This window comes from Acinetobacter calcoaceticus DSM 30006 = CIP 81.8, assembly GCF_000368965.1.
In the GTDB taxonomy this organism is placed as follows: domain Bacteria; phylum Pseudomonadota; class Gammaproteobacteria; order Pseudomonadales; family Moraxellaceae; genus Acinetobacter; species Acinetobacter calcoaceticus.
This window is the reverse complement of the sequence record NZ_KB849780.1, coordinates 2,142,669-2,159,173: the sequence shown is the minus strand read 5'-3', so window position 1 is coordinate 2,159,173 and position 16,505 is coordinate 2,142,669. Positions and strand designations below refer to the sequence as shown.

Annotated in this window: 18 protein-coding genes; 11 read left to right on the top strand and 7 right to left on the bottom strand. The window is 38.4% G+C overall.

What is annotated here, in order from left to right:
* Positions 1 to 58: 58 nt before the first annotated feature.
* From minE to F936_RS15005, 5 genes are all read right to left on the bottom strand, one after another.
* Positions 59 to 331 carry a cell division topological specificity factor MinE gene (minE, locus tag F936_RS15025; RefSeq protein WP_003653273.1) on the bottom strand — a complete coding sequence of 91 codons (273 nt, stop codon included), beginning with the start codon at positions 329 to 331 and terminating at the stop codon, positions 59 to 61.
* 2 nt (positions 332 to 333) lie between these two features.
* On the bottom strand, positions 334 to 1,146 hold the full coding sequence (minD, locus tag F936_RS15020) for a septum site-determining protein MinD (RefSeq protein WP_004641647.1): 813 nt from the start codon (positions 1,144 to 1,146) through the stop codon (positions 334 to 336).
* A 66-nt stretch (positions 1,147 to 1,212) separates the two neighbouring features.
* Entirely contained in the window at positions 1,213 to 1,941 is a 729-nt protein-coding gene (gene minC, locus F936_RS15015; RefSeq protein ID WP_003653266.1) for a septum site-determining protein MinC, read from the bottom strand.
* A 120-nt stretch (positions 1,942 to 2,061) separates the two neighbouring features.
* Positions 2,062 to 3,108, bottom strand: coding sequence for a hypothetical protein (locus F936_RS15010; RefSeq protein ID WP_005048595.1), 1,047 nt, complete (start codon positions 3,106 to 3,108; stop codon positions 2,062 to 2,064).
* A 16-nt stretch (positions 3,109 to 3,124) separates the two neighbouring features.
* Positions 3,125 to 4,051 carry an acyltransferase gene (locus tag F936_RS15005; RefSeq protein WP_005048593.1) on the bottom strand — a complete coding sequence of 309 codons (927 nt, stop codon included), beginning with the start codon at positions 4,049 to 4,051 and terminating at the stop codon, positions 3,125 to 3,127.
* A 246-nt stretch (positions 4,052 to 4,297) separates the two neighbouring features.
* On the opposite strand from F936_RS15005, the gene F936_RS15000 reads away from it, so the two are divergent.
* From F936_RS15000 to F936_RS14955, 10 genes are all read left to right on the top strand, one after another.
* Complete coding sequence (locus tag F936_RS15000) at positions 4,298 to 4,951, top strand: YiaD family glycine zipper/OmpA-like lipoprotein (protein WP_005048591.1); 654 nt, start codon at positions 4,298 to 4,300, stop codon at positions 4,949 to 4,951.
* A 192-nt stretch (positions 4,952 to 5,143) separates the two neighbouring features.
* The gene (gene rep / locus F936_RS14995) at positions 5,144 to 7,183 is read left to right on the top strand and encodes a DNA helicase Rep (RefSeq protein ID WP_003653257.1); all 2,040 of its coding nucleotides are present in this window, start codon (positions 5,144 to 5,146) and stop codon (positions 7,181 to 7,183) included.
* Positions 7,184 to 7,206: 23 nt separating this feature from the next.
* Entirely contained in the window at positions 7,207 to 7,659 is a 453-nt protein-coding gene (gene dut / locus F936_RS14990) for a dUTP diphosphatase (RefSeq protein ID WP_003653255.1), read from the top strand.
* Positions 7,660 to 7,858: 199 nt separating this feature from the next.
* Complete coding sequence (locus tag F936_RS14985) at positions 7,859 to 9,277, top strand: phosphomannomutase/phosphoglucomutase (protein ID WP_005048588.1); 1,419 nt, start codon at positions 7,859 to 7,861, stop codon at positions 9,275 to 9,277.
* A 15-nt stretch (positions 9,278 to 9,292) separates the two neighbouring features.
* On the top strand, positions 9,293 to 10,198 hold the full coding sequence (gene argB / locus F936_RS14980) for an acetylglutamate kinase (protein ID WP_003653251.1): 906 nt from the start codon (positions 9,293 to 9,295) through the stop codon (positions 10,196 to 10,198).
* Positions 10,199 to 10,320: 122 nt separating this feature from the next.
* A complete protein-coding gene (locus F936_RS14975) occupies positions 10,321 to 11,103 on the top strand; it encodes a GNAT family N-acetyltransferase (protein ID WP_004641657.1) in 783 nt (260 codons plus the stop codon).
* 107 nt (positions 11,104 to 11,210) lie between these two features.
* On the top strand, positions 11,211 to 12,059 hold the full coding sequence (locus tag F936_RS14970) for a class II glutamine amidotransferase (RefSeq protein ID WP_003653249.1): 849 nt from the start codon (positions 11,211 to 11,213) through the stop codon (positions 12,057 to 12,059).
* Between the two features lie 251 nt (positions 12,060 to 12,310).
* Positions 12,311 to 12,766 carry a bacteriohemerythrin gene (locus F936_RS14965; RefSeq protein ID WP_013198763.1) on the top strand — a complete coding sequence of 152 codons (456 nt, stop codon included), beginning with the start codon at positions 12,311 to 12,313 and terminating at the stop codon, positions 12,764 to 12,766.
* A 151-nt stretch (positions 12,767 to 12,917) separates the two neighbouring features.
* A complete protein-coding gene (locus tag F936_RS14960) occupies positions 12,918 to 13,985 on the top strand; it encodes a hypothetical protein (RefSeq protein WP_005048582.1) in 1,068 nt (355 codons plus the stop codon).
* A complete protein-coding gene (locus F936_RS14955; protein WP_005048580.1) occupies positions 13,985 to 14,296 on the top strand; it encodes an RnfH family protein in 312 nt (103 codons plus the stop codon). The genes F936_RS14960 and F936_RS14955 overlap by 1 nt, the downstream gene beginning before the upstream one ends.
* A gap of 67 nt (positions 14,297 to 14,363) precedes the next feature.
* Here the strand turns inward: F936_RS14955 and F936_RS14950 are convergent, their stop codons facing one another.
* The gene (locus F936_RS14950; protein ID WP_003653245.1) at positions 14,364 to 14,762 is read right to left on the bottom strand and encodes an outer membrane protein assembly factor BamE; all 399 of its coding nucleotides are present in this window, start codon (positions 14,760 to 14,762) and stop codon (positions 14,364 to 14,366) included.
* Between the two features lie 111 nt (positions 14,763 to 14,873).
* Here F936_RS14950 and fur point away from each other — a divergent pair, with 111 nt between their 5' ends.
* The gene (fur, locus tag F936_RS14945; protein WP_003653242.1) at positions 14,874 to 15,311 is read left to right on the top strand and encodes a ferric iron uptake transcriptional regulator; all 438 of its coding nucleotides are present in this window, start codon (positions 14,874 to 14,876) and stop codon (positions 15,309 to 15,311) included.
* 69 nt (positions 15,312 to 15,380) lie between these two features.
* Here the strand turns inward: fur and F936_RS14940 are convergent, their stop codons facing one another.
* On the bottom strand, positions 15,381 to 16,499 hold the full coding sequence (locus tag F936_RS14940) for a PilT/PilU family type 4a pilus ATPase (RefSeq protein ID WP_003653241.1): 1,119 nt from the start codon (positions 16,497 to 16,499) through the stop codon (positions 15,381 to 15,383).
* Positions 16,500 to 16,505: the final 6 nt, after the last annotated feature.

The following is a 16,505-nucleotide window of genomic DNA, read 5'->3' as shown; positions in this document are numbered from 1 at the left end:
CAAAATAACTTGCGTTATTTTGCCTTGATTCTGTTTTATTGAATAGTCAGAAATAGAATTATCGTTCTTCAGGTAAATTGATATTCATTTCTAACATTTCGATATTTGCTTCAGAGCGAACCTGCATTTGGATATGCTGTTCACCTACACCACTTACATAACGACTGACCACTTGCATGATTTCTTTCTTCATCTGATCAATCTTGTCTTGGCTTAAACGGCGGCCTAAACCTTGTTCAGAAGCAACAATAACTTTCAAACGATCTTTTGCAGTTTGAGCACTTGATGGCTTTTCGTCACTGCTAAATAATTTACTCCAGAATCCTGCCATAACTACGCTCCAAATAGTCGTGCTAACCAGCCTTTAGGTTGAGCTGTGATGTGTCGATAAGGACGGTCTTCGCCAAGAAAGCGTGCAACCAAATCATCATAACCCTGACCAGCTTTAGTTTCTGAATATAGAATTACTGGCTTACCCTCGTTTGATGCTTGCAATACACTTGGACATTCTGGAATAACACCTAATGTCGGTACGCGTAGAATATCTTTAGAAATATCATCAATTGTTAGCATTTCCTGACGGTCTGCACGTTCAGGGTTAAAACGAGTAATACATAAATGTTTACGTATACGTCCTTCGTTTTGTTCAACTTTTTTGGTTTTGCTATCTAACATACCAATAATGCGGTCAGAGTCACGTACTGAAGAGATTTCAGGGTTCGTTACAATGATTGCTTCATCTGCATGATACATGGCTAAAATCGCACCACGCTCAATACCCGCAGGTGAGTCACAAATAACGTAATCAAATTCTTGAGATAGCTCATCAATAACACGAGCAACACCTTCGTCGCTCAACGCATCTTTATCACGTGTTTGTGAAGCCGGTAAAATATAAAGGTTTTCGATATCTTTATCACGAATAAGGGCTTGCTGCAGACGTGCTTCGTTGTTAATAACATTGACAAAATCATAAACAACACGACGCTCACAACCCATAATCAAATCAAGGTTACGTAAGCCTACATCAAAATCAATCACAACAGTTTTATGACCACGAAGGGCTAAACCTGTTGCAAAAGATGCGCTCGTTGTAGTTTTACCTACACCACCTTTGCCTGATGTTACGACAACAATTTTGGCCACCGAATCCACTCCTATTATGGTCATACACCCTTAAAAGGGCTGTTTTTTGGTGATTTACTTAATAAACTAAAGTTCAATCGCTTCAAATTCAAGCTCTTGCTTTTCATTTAAATATATATGTACTGGCTTTTTTACCACATGTTTAGGGATATCATCTGCGACACAATACGTTCCGGCAATGGAAACGAGCTCAGCCTCTAAAGATTGGCAAAAAATGCGTGCAGCTGCGTGCCCGCCCGCACCAGCAATGACTCTACCACGAACTGTGCCATAAATATGTATATTTCCTGATGCAATAACTTCAGAACCACTATTCATGCCAGCTTTCAAAATAATATCGCCGTTATCTTGTACGAGGGATTGGCCTGTACGCAAAATTTCATCATGATAAGAGGTAATATGGGCAACCGCTATCTTGTTTAGTGGTTTTTTTGTTTCTGCTGAAGACGAGGCAGGAGCGGTAGCCGGTTTTTCTACAATCGCCACTTGTTCGGTTGTGGCTTTAATACGCTGTAATGGTTGATCTGCTGGTAAAACAGGGAATTGAATAGCGCGAGCTTCATCTCCTAAAATACCATCGATTACCGCCATAGGTTGCAAACCTAAGCTCACCAGAAGTTGAATTAATGCAATTAATTCTTGCTCAACTGTACTGTCAATAATCACTAAAGTTCCATGATAGGAACCTTCATTTAATATATTTGATAATTGCTGGCGGATCACATCATGATCATTGGTATCGAAGGTTATCCTGCTAAAGTTAACCATTCTGCCGGTAATCCGTATATCAGCCATAAGTCTTCCTTCAAGGCGTTAAACGAGCTGTAATAGCGTTAAGTTTATTGTAAATAGGGCAAATGCTAGAACAATTTGTGCCAATTCTCTAGCGAGATTCATAAAAAATTAAGTAAATGCTTATTCTTTGATTCGATCATACTCCGCAAGCGTTTGTTGCCATTGTTTGACCTTGACTTGTTTTCGTACAGACTCGAGTGTCTCGAACACGACAGATTCAACCAATTGCTCAAGCTGACGATTATTAATATTTATTTCACTCACTTTTTGAGAAATTAATTGATAAGTCGGATTTGGGTGCGCCGATGAACCCTCAATTAAAGGTTCAATTAAACCTGCACTAATATTTTCACCTAATCTTTGACCAATGCTTTGAATCTGTTGCTCAATGCGACCGCCCACTAAAGGAATTAAGCGTAATAACTGGGTTAGCTCCGGTGTATCAATAATAGCTTGATCTACAATTTTCCCAACGCCTTTTGTAATTGCTGGCTTTTGTTCTTTTAAAGCAGTTGCTAAAGAATCTTGTAATAATGCTGTTAGGGTGATAGTAAATTGCTCACGATGATGATTAACCAAGTCGTGAATAATTTGTTTATGGCTAGAACTGGTTTCAAGTTCATATCTAATACCATCAATTACCGTAATAACAACACGATCGGACAGTTCTTCCATGACAACGCGATAGTAAAACAAACCTGTCTTTCGCCAGCTTGGCGGAACAACCGGATAGCCCAGCTCATGTAAGCGATAAGCAATAATTCCTGCTCGAAACAAACGTAAAAAACGAAGCTGAGGAATAATGGCTAAAATTTCATACCAGTGAATAAAAGGGAAAAAGAACCAACGTTTATGGTGTTTATTGATGATTGCAATGCCCCAGCGGACAAGTAACTCAACAATTAAAAAACCAATAAACCATGCTTCTGATGTGATTACCCAAGGGTGAAGGGAATTACGGTAAAAGCTCACAATTTGGGGCAAATGAATGTGTTCGAAGAACCATGCCCCAATACTGCTCATTAAAAAGAAATTTGCAGCCAGACAGAACAGGTTAAAAATGATAATGAACACCATAAAGATGTCATAGATTAAAAACAGTCTAAATGAAAGACTGTTTGGGTCGACATGGTGATATTTCGTTTTTTTCCCAGAACTGTTTTGCATAATAACGGGTGCTTTCTTAAATGTTCGTAGAGGTATATTGAGATTTCATTTGCTCAATAATCTGATCTTTTTCGGTCCAAATTTTATGAACCCATTGTTGGAAACGTTCACGGTAAACCGCGTCATCTTCATAGTTTCCACCAAGAACCCAATCTGGAATTTCAATTTTACGCAAATTTACCGCAATTTTTGAAACATCACCTAGCCAGAAATCACTATATCCAGGTACACCATTTGGGTAGACAATTGTCATATCAACCAGTGCATCAATTTTGTCACCCAAGATATTTAATGCAAGGGCTAAACCACCCGCTTTAGGTTTAAGCAAATGCTTATATGGTGATTTTTGCTGGTCGTATTTTTCTTGAGTAAAACGAGTACCTTCTAAATAATTCAATAATGTAAAGGGCTGACTCAAAAGTTGCTCGCAGGCTTTACGTGCTTCCATCATGTCACGGTCTTTGAGCTCAGGATTCTTTGCAACCTGTTCTTTGGTGTGACGCTTCATCATCGGGAAGCCTAGAATTTTAAATGCTTGACCAACGAAAGGAATAAAGATGAGTTCCCATTTGGTAAAAAAGCGGGTGAGTGGCATACGGGTTAATCCAAAATATTGGTTTACCGTCGTATCTACCCAACTTTGGTGATTACAAGTCATGAGATAACGGCCTTGCATATTAAGGTCAAGGCCATCTTCGATGGTAATATCCCATTTAAGATGGGGTAAGACTTTATTGATAAGTTTGTTATTAACGTCTATCCAATTATTTGCGATTTGGATATTCGTTTCATCAATCATTTTTGATTTTTTTAAGAGCTTTGTCAGACCTAATGCTAAAACAGGTGGACCATGAAAAAACGTACTTCCTGTAATGACTGTACCTACAGTGAGTCCACGTATAGTTTTTTTTAGCGCAGATTGCTTATTGGGTGCAGTTGACATATAAATGACCCCGAATGTCTAAAATCCATAGAAAAGTTGTTTAACTATAACTGTCATAATATGAAATACAACGACATCTTAGACAACAATGAAGAAATTGTGATGAGCTAGCATCTGAAAGTGCATCAAAATATTACAAAAAAGTAACTAAAGTGTTTATTATTAACAAAATATCAATGTTTTATACTTCGTTTTTGTTTCATTATTCATCCAGACAACAAAACACACAAAGTGAGGAGGCATGCAATGCGTGCATTAGTTATTTCAACAGTGGTAGGGGCAGCAGTAGTATTATCTGGTTGTCAAACAACTGGTAATAATCTTGGTGGCGTTGAATACGATAAAGCCGCTTTAGGTACTCTAATTGGAGCAGCAGCTGGCTACGGTATTTCTAAGTCAAATGCAAACTCTAGCGGTCAAAATAACCGTGCTGCAGCAATTGGTGCAGTTCTTGGTGCCGCTGGTGGTGTATACCTTGACCAGAAAGAGAAAAAATTACGTCAACAAATGGCGGGTACTGGTGTAGACGTTGGCCGTAATCCAGATGGTTCTGTTCAATTGATCATGCCTGGTAGCATTACTTTTGATACAAATAAATCAAACATCAAGTCAAACTTCTATTCAACTTTAGACAAAGTAGCTCAAACATTGGCTGAAGATAACAAGAGCGCGATTTTGGTTACTGGTTATACTGATAACACTGGTAATGACTCTATCAACATTCCGTTATCTCAATCACGTGCACAATCAGTTAAAAACTATTTAGCTGGTAAAGGCCTTTCATCTAGCCGTATCGATGCACAAGGTTATGGTTCTTCTAACCCAATCGCAGACAACTCAACTGCGTCTGGTCGTGAACAAAACCGTCGTGTAGAAATCAGCATCTATGCAAAACAATAAGATTTAAATTATTGTATTAAAAACCACCTTCGGGTGGTTTTTTTATGACTATGAATAATAAATAACCACGACAAACTGCGGCGCATAAATTGCATTATTAGACATCATTTATACATATCCGTAGATTTACTATTGGGATTCTAAAACAGAGATGGCTATAATCATGCTCGAAAAATTAAGAGGTAATACACGATGTCATCTGCCAGTCAATTGAACAACAAGCAAGAAGAAGCCATGAAATATACTCAGGGCCCTTTATTGGTGCTTGCTGGTGCTGGTTCAGGTAAAACATCGGTAATTACCCGTAAAATTGCTTATTTGGTGCAGCAATGCCGTATTCCGGCGCATCGTATAACAGCGATGACATTTACAAACAAAGCTGCACGTGAAATGAAAGAGCGTGTGTCCAAGCTTTTGTCACGTGAAGAATCAAAAGGTTTATCAGTCTCTACTTTCCATACTTTTGGTTTAAACCTTTTACGTTTAGAACTTAAAAATTTACCTTTAAAAGCTAATTTTTCGATTTTAGATGCAGATGACTGTAAACGTATTTTGATGGATTTGATGCATCGTGATAATTTGTCAGGTGCGGAGAGTAAAGAATTAATTGCTAAGGCAATGAAGAAAATTTCAGATTGGAAAAATGATCTGATCGTGCCAGAGCAAGCACATTCGACTTGTGAAACACCTGAAGATGTACAGTTTGCACATCTTTACCAACTGTATGAACGTAATTTACGTGCTTACAACGCTGTTGATTTTGATGACTTGATTGTTATGCCAACACGCTTATTGCAAGAAAATGCAGAAGTACGTGATAAATGGCAAAACCGTGTTCGCTATTTATTGGTCGATGAATATCAAGATACCAACACAGCTCAGTATATTTTGGTCAAACTTTTAGTTGGGGTGATGGGGCAGTTCACTGCGGTAGGTGATGATGACCAGTCGATCTACGCGTGGCGTGGGGCTAAGCCTGAAAATATGGCTTTGCTTAAACAAGATTTCCCAAATTTACATATTATTAAACTTGAACAGAACTATCGTTCAACGAGCCGTATTTTAAAAGCAGCGAACTGTGTGATTCAAAATAACCCACATATTTTTGATAAGAAATTGTGGAGTGATAAAGGGCATGGGGAAGTCATCAGAATTATTACTTGTCGTAATGATGATGATGAAGCAGAGCGCGTGGTAAAAGACTTACTGACTCATAAGCTCATGAACGGCAAAAACTGGAAAGATTATGCGGTTTTGTATCGCGGTAACTTTCAGGCGCGTGTATTAGAAACACAGCTTCGTCAAATGCAAATCCCGTATAAATTATCTGGCGGTACATCTTTCTTTGCTCGTGCAGAAATTAAAGATGTAATGAGTTACTTGCGTCTTATTATTAACCCTGAAGATGACAGTGCGTTCTTACGTATTATTAATACGCCTAAACGCGCCATTGGGCCGGTTACTCTTGAGAAGTTAGGTTTATTCTCACAAGAAAATAATTTGTCTTTACTTGGTGCTTCTGCTGACCAGCGTTTAAGTATGGTGCTTCCTAAAAAAGCAGAAACTCAACTTCATGAGTTTGCCGACTTTATCGCTACGTTTACTCGTGAATTGTTAGAAGACGATGAGCCTGTGCCTAAAGTTCGTCAAATGATGAACGAAGCAGGCTATATGGATTATGTTCGTGAACAGTCTGCAACACCTGCACAAGAGAAAAGTAAGCTCGATAATATCGAGAATTTATTTAACAGTATTCAAAACCTGATTAATCGTGCAGAAGATGTTGATGAAAAGAACATTGAAAGTGTCATTCGAAAACTGGTTCTACTTGATCTGTTAGAACAGCAGCAGGAAGAAGAAGATACAGACAAAGTTAACCTTCTTACTTTGCATGCAGCAAAAGGTTTGGAGTTCCCATATGTTTATATTATGGGATTAGAGGAAGAACTTTTACCGCATAAAAACTCCATTGCAGCCGAGACCATTGAAGAAGAACGCCGTCTGATGTACGTGGGAATTACCCGTGCACGCCAAGGTTTAACCTTGACTCTGGCGGAGCAGCGTAAAAATGGCGGGCAGATGAGACAGATGACCCCAAGCCGTTTCCTTGATGAACTTCCTCAAGATGAGTTGGAGTGGTTAGGGCGCAAAAAGAAAATTGCGGCTAATGTTGACCCTAAAGAACAGGCTCAACAATATCTGGCAAATTTAAAAGCTTTATTAAAGCGTTAATTTTTTAATTTTTAGGAAATCCCATGAAAGTTCAAGTGAAATTGCTCGATCCGCGTTTAGGTAAAGAATGGCCTTTACCTTCATATGCAACAGCAGGTTCAGCGGGTTTAGATTTACGTGCCTGCGTCGATGAAGCAATTGACATTGAACCAGGACAAACTGTTTTAGTGAAAACAGGTATGGCAATTTATATTCATGATGTAAATTTTGCTGGTTTAATTTTACCGCGTTCAGGTTTAGGCCATAAACACGGTATCGTGCTTGGCAATTTAGTTGGTTTGATTGATTCGGATTATCAAGGTGAATTGATGGTTTCAGTTTGGAACCGTGGTCAAACCACATTCCGTCTAGAACCAGGTGAGCGCCTAGCACAGTACGTTTTAGTTCCAGTTGTTCAAGCTGAATTTGAGCAAGTGGAAGAATTTGAAGAAACTTTGCGTGGCGCTGGTGGCTTTGGTCACACAGGTAAACAATAAGTTTTTTGAAAATATTAACGAAAATCAAACGCCTGTTGAACAGGCGTTTCTTTTTACATCTTGAATGTTACACTGGATTATATTACAACACGCTTTACTCATATTCTTTTAACTTTTTTAGCAAACAAACCCTTCAAAAATTTTGAATAATCTATGTTTTTGCGATAGATCGAATTGATCTTTAAATAGAAGATACACTATGAATGTAAGACACTCATTTCCAAAAAGCATTTTTCGTGCTTACGATATTAGAGGCAAACTTTCTTACTTAACCGCGGACGTTGTCCGTTCGATTGCCTATGGATTGGCACAACAATACAAACAAGCAGAACAAACTCAATTAGTGATTGGCTATGATGCCCGTCTCACAAGTCCAGCCTATGCACACTTAATTGAAGAAATTTTAATAGAACAGGGTTTAGTGGTCACAAACATTGGCTGTTGCTCCACCCCAATGATGTATTACATTGCGCGAGATTTTGGCGGCAATGGCATTATGGTGACCGCAAGCCATAACCCAAAATCGGATAATGGTATTAAGTGGATTTTAAAAGGTGAACCGCCGTCTCCAGAAATGATTCAGCAGGTGGGTGATGAAGCTCAAACTTATGTACCAGCCCATTCAATTTCTGTTCTTGAGTTAACGGCGGCTCAATTTAAAGCTGAGTTTTGCCAAAAATACCAGCAAGCCATTTTTAAAGATATTCAGTTAAAACGTCCTTTAAAAGTTATTTTATATGGTTTACATGGCTCTGCTGGACACTGCTCAAAATTAATATTGGAAAAAATGGGTTGTGAAGTGATTGCTTTACGAACCCATCCAAATGGAGAGTTTCCAGACCATGCACCAGACCCTTCGCATGCAGCCCACTTAACTAATTTGCGTAAAGCAGTTGTTGAGCAGCAGGCAGATATTGGCATTGCCCTTGATGGGGATGGTGACCGTGTTGTTTTAGTCGATGAAAAAGCCCAGATATTGACCGCAGACCGATTGTTGTCACTTTTTGCGCAAATGTGTCTAGAGCAGCACCCAGAGCAAGAAATCGTTTTTGATGTGAAATGTTCACGCATGGTTCAAAAAACGGTTGAACAACTCGGCGGAAAAGCAAAAATGATCCGCACGGGAAGTAGTTTTTTACGGGCTTATTTATCTCAGTCGAATGGACGCGCCATTTTTGGTGGAGAATATGCAGGCCACTACGTTTTTAATGATGGGCGTGGTTTCGGCTATGACGACGGTTTATATGCTGCATTACGTGTAATGGAATATTTCACCCAATCTGATGCTACAACAATTTCCGAATTGTTTGCTCCTTATCCAGAAAGATGTTGTACAGAAGATACCTATATTGGTACGTATCAGTCCGATCCAAAGTATGTATTACAAGATATTGAAATTTTAAGTCATCGTTTAGGTGCTCGCATCAGTAAAATCGATGGCGTACGTCTTGATTTTGATGATGGTTTTGGCATTATTCGAGCATCAAATACTGGTGAATATTTTACAGTAAGATTTGACGCAGATAATCCTTTACGATTAAAGGAAATCCAGCAAAAATTTGTAGATATGTTGCAAGAGCACTATCCGCAAATTGCACAAGAACTTTCAGAGGCCTAAGTAAGGAGAGGCGTAATGCCCCAACATCAGCATATCGGTGTCGACAAAGCAAAAATCTTGATTGAAGCTTTGCCGTATATTCAACGTTTTACTGGTAAAACGCTGGTGGTGAAATACGGTGGCAACGCGATGACTGATCCGGAGCTAGAAAGTTCCTTTGCCCGAGATATCGTTTTACTTAAAACGGTAGGGTTAAATCCGATTGTTGTTCACGGTGGTGGGCCACAAGTAGACTCATTTTTAAAGCAGTTAGGTCGTGAATCTGACCGTATTGACGGTATGCGTGTAACTGATGCTGCAACCATGGAAGTGGTTGAAATGGTATTAGGTGGTAGTGTAAATAAATCGATTGTTAACCTGATTAATAAACATGGCGGCCGTGCTATTGGTTTAACAGGTAAAGATGGTAATTTACTTCGTGCTCGTAAATTACTTATGGAAAAGCAAGAAGAAGACGGTTCTATCAAACATATTGATTTAGGTATGGTTGGTGAAGTAACTGGCGTCAAAACAGATGTATTGGAAATGTTTACCCAAAGTGACTTTATTCCAGTTATTGCACCATTAGGCGTAGATGAAGAAGGCAATACTTATAATATTAATGCCGATTTAGTGGCAGGTAAGGTTGCAGAAGCATTAGGTGCTGAAAAATTAATCTTACTCACAAACATTAGTGGCGTGCTGGATGAAAACAAAAATCTGTTAACTGGCCTTACTACGCAAGAAGTTGACCGTCTCATTGAAACAGGCGTGATCTATGGCGGTATGATTCCTAAGGTAGGTTGTGCACTTGATGCTGTTAAAGGCGGCGTTGTTAGTGCGCATATTGTTGATGGTCGCGTACCACATGCAACATTACTTGAGATCTTTACTGATCATGGGGTTGGAACACTGATTTCTAATCGCGCAAAAACTGCGTAATAAAACCGTTATTCTCAATAAAAAGATCACTCTAGGTGGTCTTTTTTTATACCACTTTAATTTGGTCATTTTTTTGTCATGAGCTTTGACTAGTGTAAGGGGTGTCACTAGGAGCGTTCATTATGCTGGAAAAATTTAATCAATATCGCCAAACCTGGACTTTACCTTTAAATCGTAATAAAGCAATAAATCAAACGCAATTTCGTTTTGAGTGGGTTGATAATTTAAAAGAATTACAAGATGTACAACGATTCCGTGCACAACAATTTAGCCAACAATTTGGAATTCATTTTGAAGATAACTTAGATCAAGACATTTATGATTTTGGTTGCGAGCATGCAGTTTTACGTGAAAAGTGGACTGGAGAAATTGTAGCGTATACCCGTCTAAAATTATTTCAAGGTCATGAGATCGCACAAAGCTACAGCGCACATGAGTTTGATATTGTTCCTCAGTTATCGCACCTTCCTAATGTGTTAGAGATAGGGCGTACCTGTGTCCATCCTCGCTTTCGTAATGGTAAAGCATTGTCGATGCTGTGGTTAAACCTTGCACCGAAAGTATTATGGTCAATGCGTGCTAAATATTTGATGGGCTGTGTCAGTATTCATTTGCAAGATAATTTGGCTAGAGCGTACTACACGCATCGCCAGATTCAGCAATTATCTGAAAGCAAAACAATTGATATTCGTTCGAAAAAAATCTATGAGCCTGAATATCCTGAGTTCAGTTTTCCACAAGATGAGCGTATGCCAAAATTGTTCCAAATGTATTTGAGTATGCAGTCAAAACTATCGAAACAGGCATTTTTTGATGAAGAATTTAACTGTCTAGATTATTTTGTATTTCTGGAAGTGAATAAAGTGGCGACTTCATTTGTTATGAATAAAATGGGGCAGCGTTAATAATATGTCTTATTTTCTAATAGCCAGCACATATTGAGATTTGCAAGCAATTTTACTCTCATGCACAATAGAGTATATGAGGTAATTAGAAGTAGTTTAAAAGCGATATGTGCCAGCTATTAGGAATGAATTGTGCAACACCAACGGATATTACTTTTTCTTTCCGTGGTTTTTCACAGCGTGCAGGAATTACCTCAGATCATAGTGATGGATTTGGTATTGCTTTTTTCGAAGACAAAGCTTGCCGACTATTTGTCGATAACCAGTCGGCAGTTGAATCTCCAATTGCTGATCTTATCCGTAATTATCCTATTAAATCGCGTAACGTGATCGCGCATATCCGCAAAGCAACTCAAGGTAAAATCACTTTAGAGAACTCTCATCCCTTTATTAGAGAGTTGTGGGGCCGTCATTGGATTTTTGCCCATAATGGTGATTTACATGATTTTAACCCACCACTAAGTGGACGTTTTACACCTGTGGGTAATACAGACAGTGAACGTGCATTTTGTTATTTGCTTGATCAACTGGTTGAAGCTTTCGGTTATGAAGAACCGAGTCTTGATGAGATATTTGAAGTATTAGAAAAAATTTCTCCACAAATTGCTGAATACGGCACATTTAATTATTGTTTGTCGAATGGGAAGGCATTATTTAGTTACGCGATAACTAAATTACATTGGTTGGTTCGAGAATATCCATTTAATCAGGCTCATTTAATTGACTTAGATGTTGAGGTTGATTTTAGTCAGGTCACTACACCTGAAGATCGTGTGGCAGTTATAACGACAGAACCTTTAACACATAATGAAAACTGGACTGCTTATCAACCAGGTGAAATGATTTTATTTCAACATGGTAAGCCGATTAAAAAAGCAATTACTCATGTGGAAAGATTAAAACGTGAGCAGGAAAATCCAGAGCTTAAACGTATTACTCGTGCAGATCAGTATTAATATAAAGTATATTTAAAATGTATGAATAGAGATATTTATATATATTTCACATTTAATAATAAGGTATTTTGTTTAAAAAATACTTTATTATTTTAGTTGGTTAATTTTTTAAAAAACAAATAAAAACAACAGCTTGATTTAAATATAATTTTTATATGATAAAGCCGACAAAATAGCTTTGTTTTTATTTATATTCTTTAAATATATCATGAGGTTTATGCAAGAGTCATTGAACATCATTGGGGAGATGTATGAAAATGAAATGGGCTTCAGAATATAATACGGGTATCGATGTTATTGATGAGCAACATAAACGAATACTTGATTATATTAATGAAATTGATGATGTAAAAGATGATGAAGATAGACGTCGTATTAAAGACGTTTTAGACAACATTATTGATTATACACAATCACATTTTACTTTCGAAGAAAGTTTGCAAGAGGAAGCTGATTATAAATATCGTGTACCCCATAAGCGTGTTCATGATTTATTTATTAAAAAAATAGAGTTATATCGTGAGCGTTTTGAAATGGGACATACTGTTGAAAAAGAGCTACAAGAAATTTTAGCAAAATGGTTAATCAATCATATTCAACATGACGATGCCGATTATGTGGGGGCAGTAAAAGAAAACATGATGGGAATTATTAGAGAAAAAGAAAAGAAGAAAGGGAAAAACTGGTTTGCTCGGTTTTTCGCATAACTTAAATAACAAAACTTATAATTTTAGTTAGCGCAGCAAACTATCGATTCGGTAGTTTGCTTTTTTTATTGAGCAAACTTTGATTTTCAGGCATGAGACGGGCAAAATATCTATAGTCTTTTTCAAGGAATGCATAATGCAGGACATACCTATGTCACGATGGTTATCGCCCCTGATGGCGTTTTGCTTATCTTTCATCATTATGGCGACATTGGCACCCGCTATGGGAATCCAGATTGATCGTCAAATCGATTTCTGGTTATTGTGGTTAGGCACAATGCTGTTATTGGCTCTGCCAGTTTGTTATTTGGAAATTGCCTTAGCAAAACGGTCGAAGACTACTGCCTTAAATGCTTTATCAAGTTTAACTCGTGAAGCAGATAGTTCACCAAAATGGCGTTTGGCTGGTTGGCTTGCTGTTATTTTTATTCCATTTTTAGCAGGGAGTGTATTGAGTACAGCTGGCAACTTACTGACAGCACAGCTCAATAATAGTGTTTCTGGACAAATTGTTTTTGCTGGCCTTGCTGTTGCAGCTTTAATTTTATCTTTTATTCCGCGTCAGATTTTAATTGTGCTAATGACAGTCGGCGTAATCGCTTCTCTTGTTTTAGCTAATACAATGGGAACGACTTTACAGCCTTGGCATTGGACAAATGTTGAGTTTAAAGAATGGGGTAATGCGACCGTACTTGCACTTGTTGCAAGTGGTTTAGGCTTAGGACTTTACTGGCAAAATAGCTTGTCTGTAATTCACTCTCAAGAAGGTGCCACAAAAACTGCACTTCCAATCTGGTTGGCTCAGTTAATTGCTGTCGTCGCGTTTGGTTTCTTTTCTCTTCAAGCACAGCTTCCTGTTTTTACCTGGATTTTTACTGCGGTAATGACAACAGCTCTGTTTATTCAACTTGCCAAAGAACAGCTTGCTCAACGTCAACTGATGTACGTTTTACAATGGGTTGTCATTATTTTGGCAATTTCGGTTTGGGCTGTGCCTGAACTTCATGGCATATTTACGCTGATTTTGATGCTTTGGGGATTATTCATTTGCCTCATCTATGCAATTTTTGCTGGTTGGATTATGAAAATTAGCCACTTGCGTAAATCGATGAATTTTAGCAATGAGTTGTTCTATAACTTGTGGCGTATTGCAGTGCGTATTGTTTTACCGCTTTCAATTGTCATTGCCATGATTGCGGTCATTGGACAAATGATCTGATGGAAAAAGCTCAGCAAGTGTGGGTTGCTTTTGCAGCCCCAGAGCAACAGTTTTTAGTTGCTATTCCATTTGAAGCTGGTATGACTGCATTACAAGCGGTTGAGGCAAGTGGGTTGCAGACACAGGTAAGTTTGCCTGAGCCATTACAACTTGGCATCTTTGGTGCAAAAGTTGAGGCACATGCGATTTTGCAAGCAGGTGATCGGGTAGAGGTCTATCGACCTTTAACTATTAACCCTAAAGATATACGCCGTAACCGCGCTGAGAAAAATCCTGTGGGACGATATATTAAAAGTAATCGCTTAAAGTAATAAGTCCCATAAATAAAACCCCTCGAAGTATTTCACTTGAGGGGTTTATTTTTATTAGAAAAAACGATTATAGTGGTGGGGCAGTTAAAATCGCTTCTTTAGAAGCAGGTAAACCTGGTTGCGATTCTGGAATAGTTTCTAAACCTTCAATTTTAGTTACTGTGCCAGTGCCATCAAAGTAAATTTTTAAATGCTGACCATGTGCTGCGGGGATTTTTGCCTTTTTAGCATAAGTTCCCGGGATATAGTTGTAAATGTAGTCCCAACGTTGAGGATTGAGGGGATCAGTCACAGTTGGACTACCAAGCAAAAAACGCACTTGCTGGAAATTCATGCCGACTTGTACTTGAGAGGCCTGAGCTTTGGTCAAAGGAGTCCCTTGAGGAATATCAACCTTATATACACCAAAGATTGAACAACCAGCAAGGAGTGAAGTGACTAATAACGTCAGCACGAGTTTTTGCATTTTGCTACACTATCCCAATAAATTATGATGCATTTGATCAAAGGATAGATCATACTTCATCTAAATTCTATTGCCTATTCCAACTTGAGATTTGTTGAGAGACCTTTTTTCATGCCTATTTCCAATCAAGATTTGCGCAAAGCTGGACTTAAAGTTACCCTTCCACGAATTAAGATTTTGGAATTATTAGAAAATTCAAAGCAACATCATCTTAGTGCTGAAGATATTTACAAGACTTTGTTAGAACAAGGGGAAGATGTCGGTCTTGCGACAGTTTACCGTGTGTTAACACAATTTGAAGCTGCGGGTATCATTCAGCGTCATCATTTCGAAAATAATCATTCTGTTTTCGAAATTATGCAAGAAGATCATCATGATCATTTGGTTTGCTATAATTGCAACAAAGTTATTGAATTTACTAATGATGTTATCGAGAAGGAACAGCATGCTGTAGCAGAACAACATGGGTTTACCTTAACGGGTCACTCATTAAACCTCTACGGTTACTGTAACGAACCTGAGTGTCAGGAAGTGTTGCGCAAGAAATAATCGTTTTCACATAAAGAAAACAAATAAAAAAGGAAGGTTACGTTTAACCTTCCTTTTTTTATGAAGAAATTACTGTCGGTCGAAGGTTAAATGCTGATTTGTGCCTGAAATTTGATCAGGTCCTTCTTCGGCAAGCTTAATGGTCAAACGCAAATCGTTCGGTGAGTCGGCATGTTTTAATGCATCTTTATAGGTAATTTGGCCTGCTTTATAGAGATCAAACAACGCTTGGTCAAAGGTTTGCATACCGAGTTCACGCGAACGCTTCATTAAATCTTTAATTTCATGAATTTCGCCTTTACGAATGTAGTCAGAAATTAATGGCGAGTTAATCAAAATCTCAATGGCTGCACGACGTGAATTGCCATCTGGTGTTGGAATAAGTTGCTGTGCGATCATGGCTTTTAAGTTAAGCGATAAGTCCATGTAAAGCTGACTGTGGCGATCACTTTCAAAGAAGTGAATAATACGATCGAGCGCTTGGTTGGCGTTGTTAGCGTGCATCGTGGCCAATACAAGGTGACCTGTTTCAGCAAAGCCAATCGCGTAGTCCATAACTTCACGAGATCGAATCTCACCAATCAAGATCACATCTGGTGCTTGTCGCAAAGTATTCTTTAAGGCAATTTCAAATGAGTCTGTATCTATTCCTACTTCACGTTGGGTAATGATGCAGCCTGCATGTTCGTGAATAAACTCGATTGGGTCTTCAATAGTAATGATATGACCTTTAGTATTGTGATTGCGATAGCTGATCATTGAAGCCAATGAAGTCGATTTACCAGTACCTGTTGCACCAACAAAAATAATGATGCCGCGTTTAGTCATTGATAAATCTTTAAGAACGGGCGGTAACTGCAAGTCATCAATTGAAGGAATTTTAGTTTCAATTCGGCGTAAGACCATGCCTGGCATGTCACGCTGCTGAAAAGCGCTCACACGAAAGCGGGCCGTTTTATCACGGTTCATAATGGCAAAGTTACATTCACGAGTGTCTGCAAATTCTTTGCGCTGCTTTTCGCTCATGATGGAATGTAATAGTTGACCAATAACATCCCCTGAAAGACTATTTTTTGAAATTGGAACAATTTGCCCGTTAATTTTCATAGATGGCGCAACACCATCTGTAATAAAAAGATCGGATGATTTTTTTTCAACCATGAGGTTGAGTAGGTCATTAAAATCCATATTTAT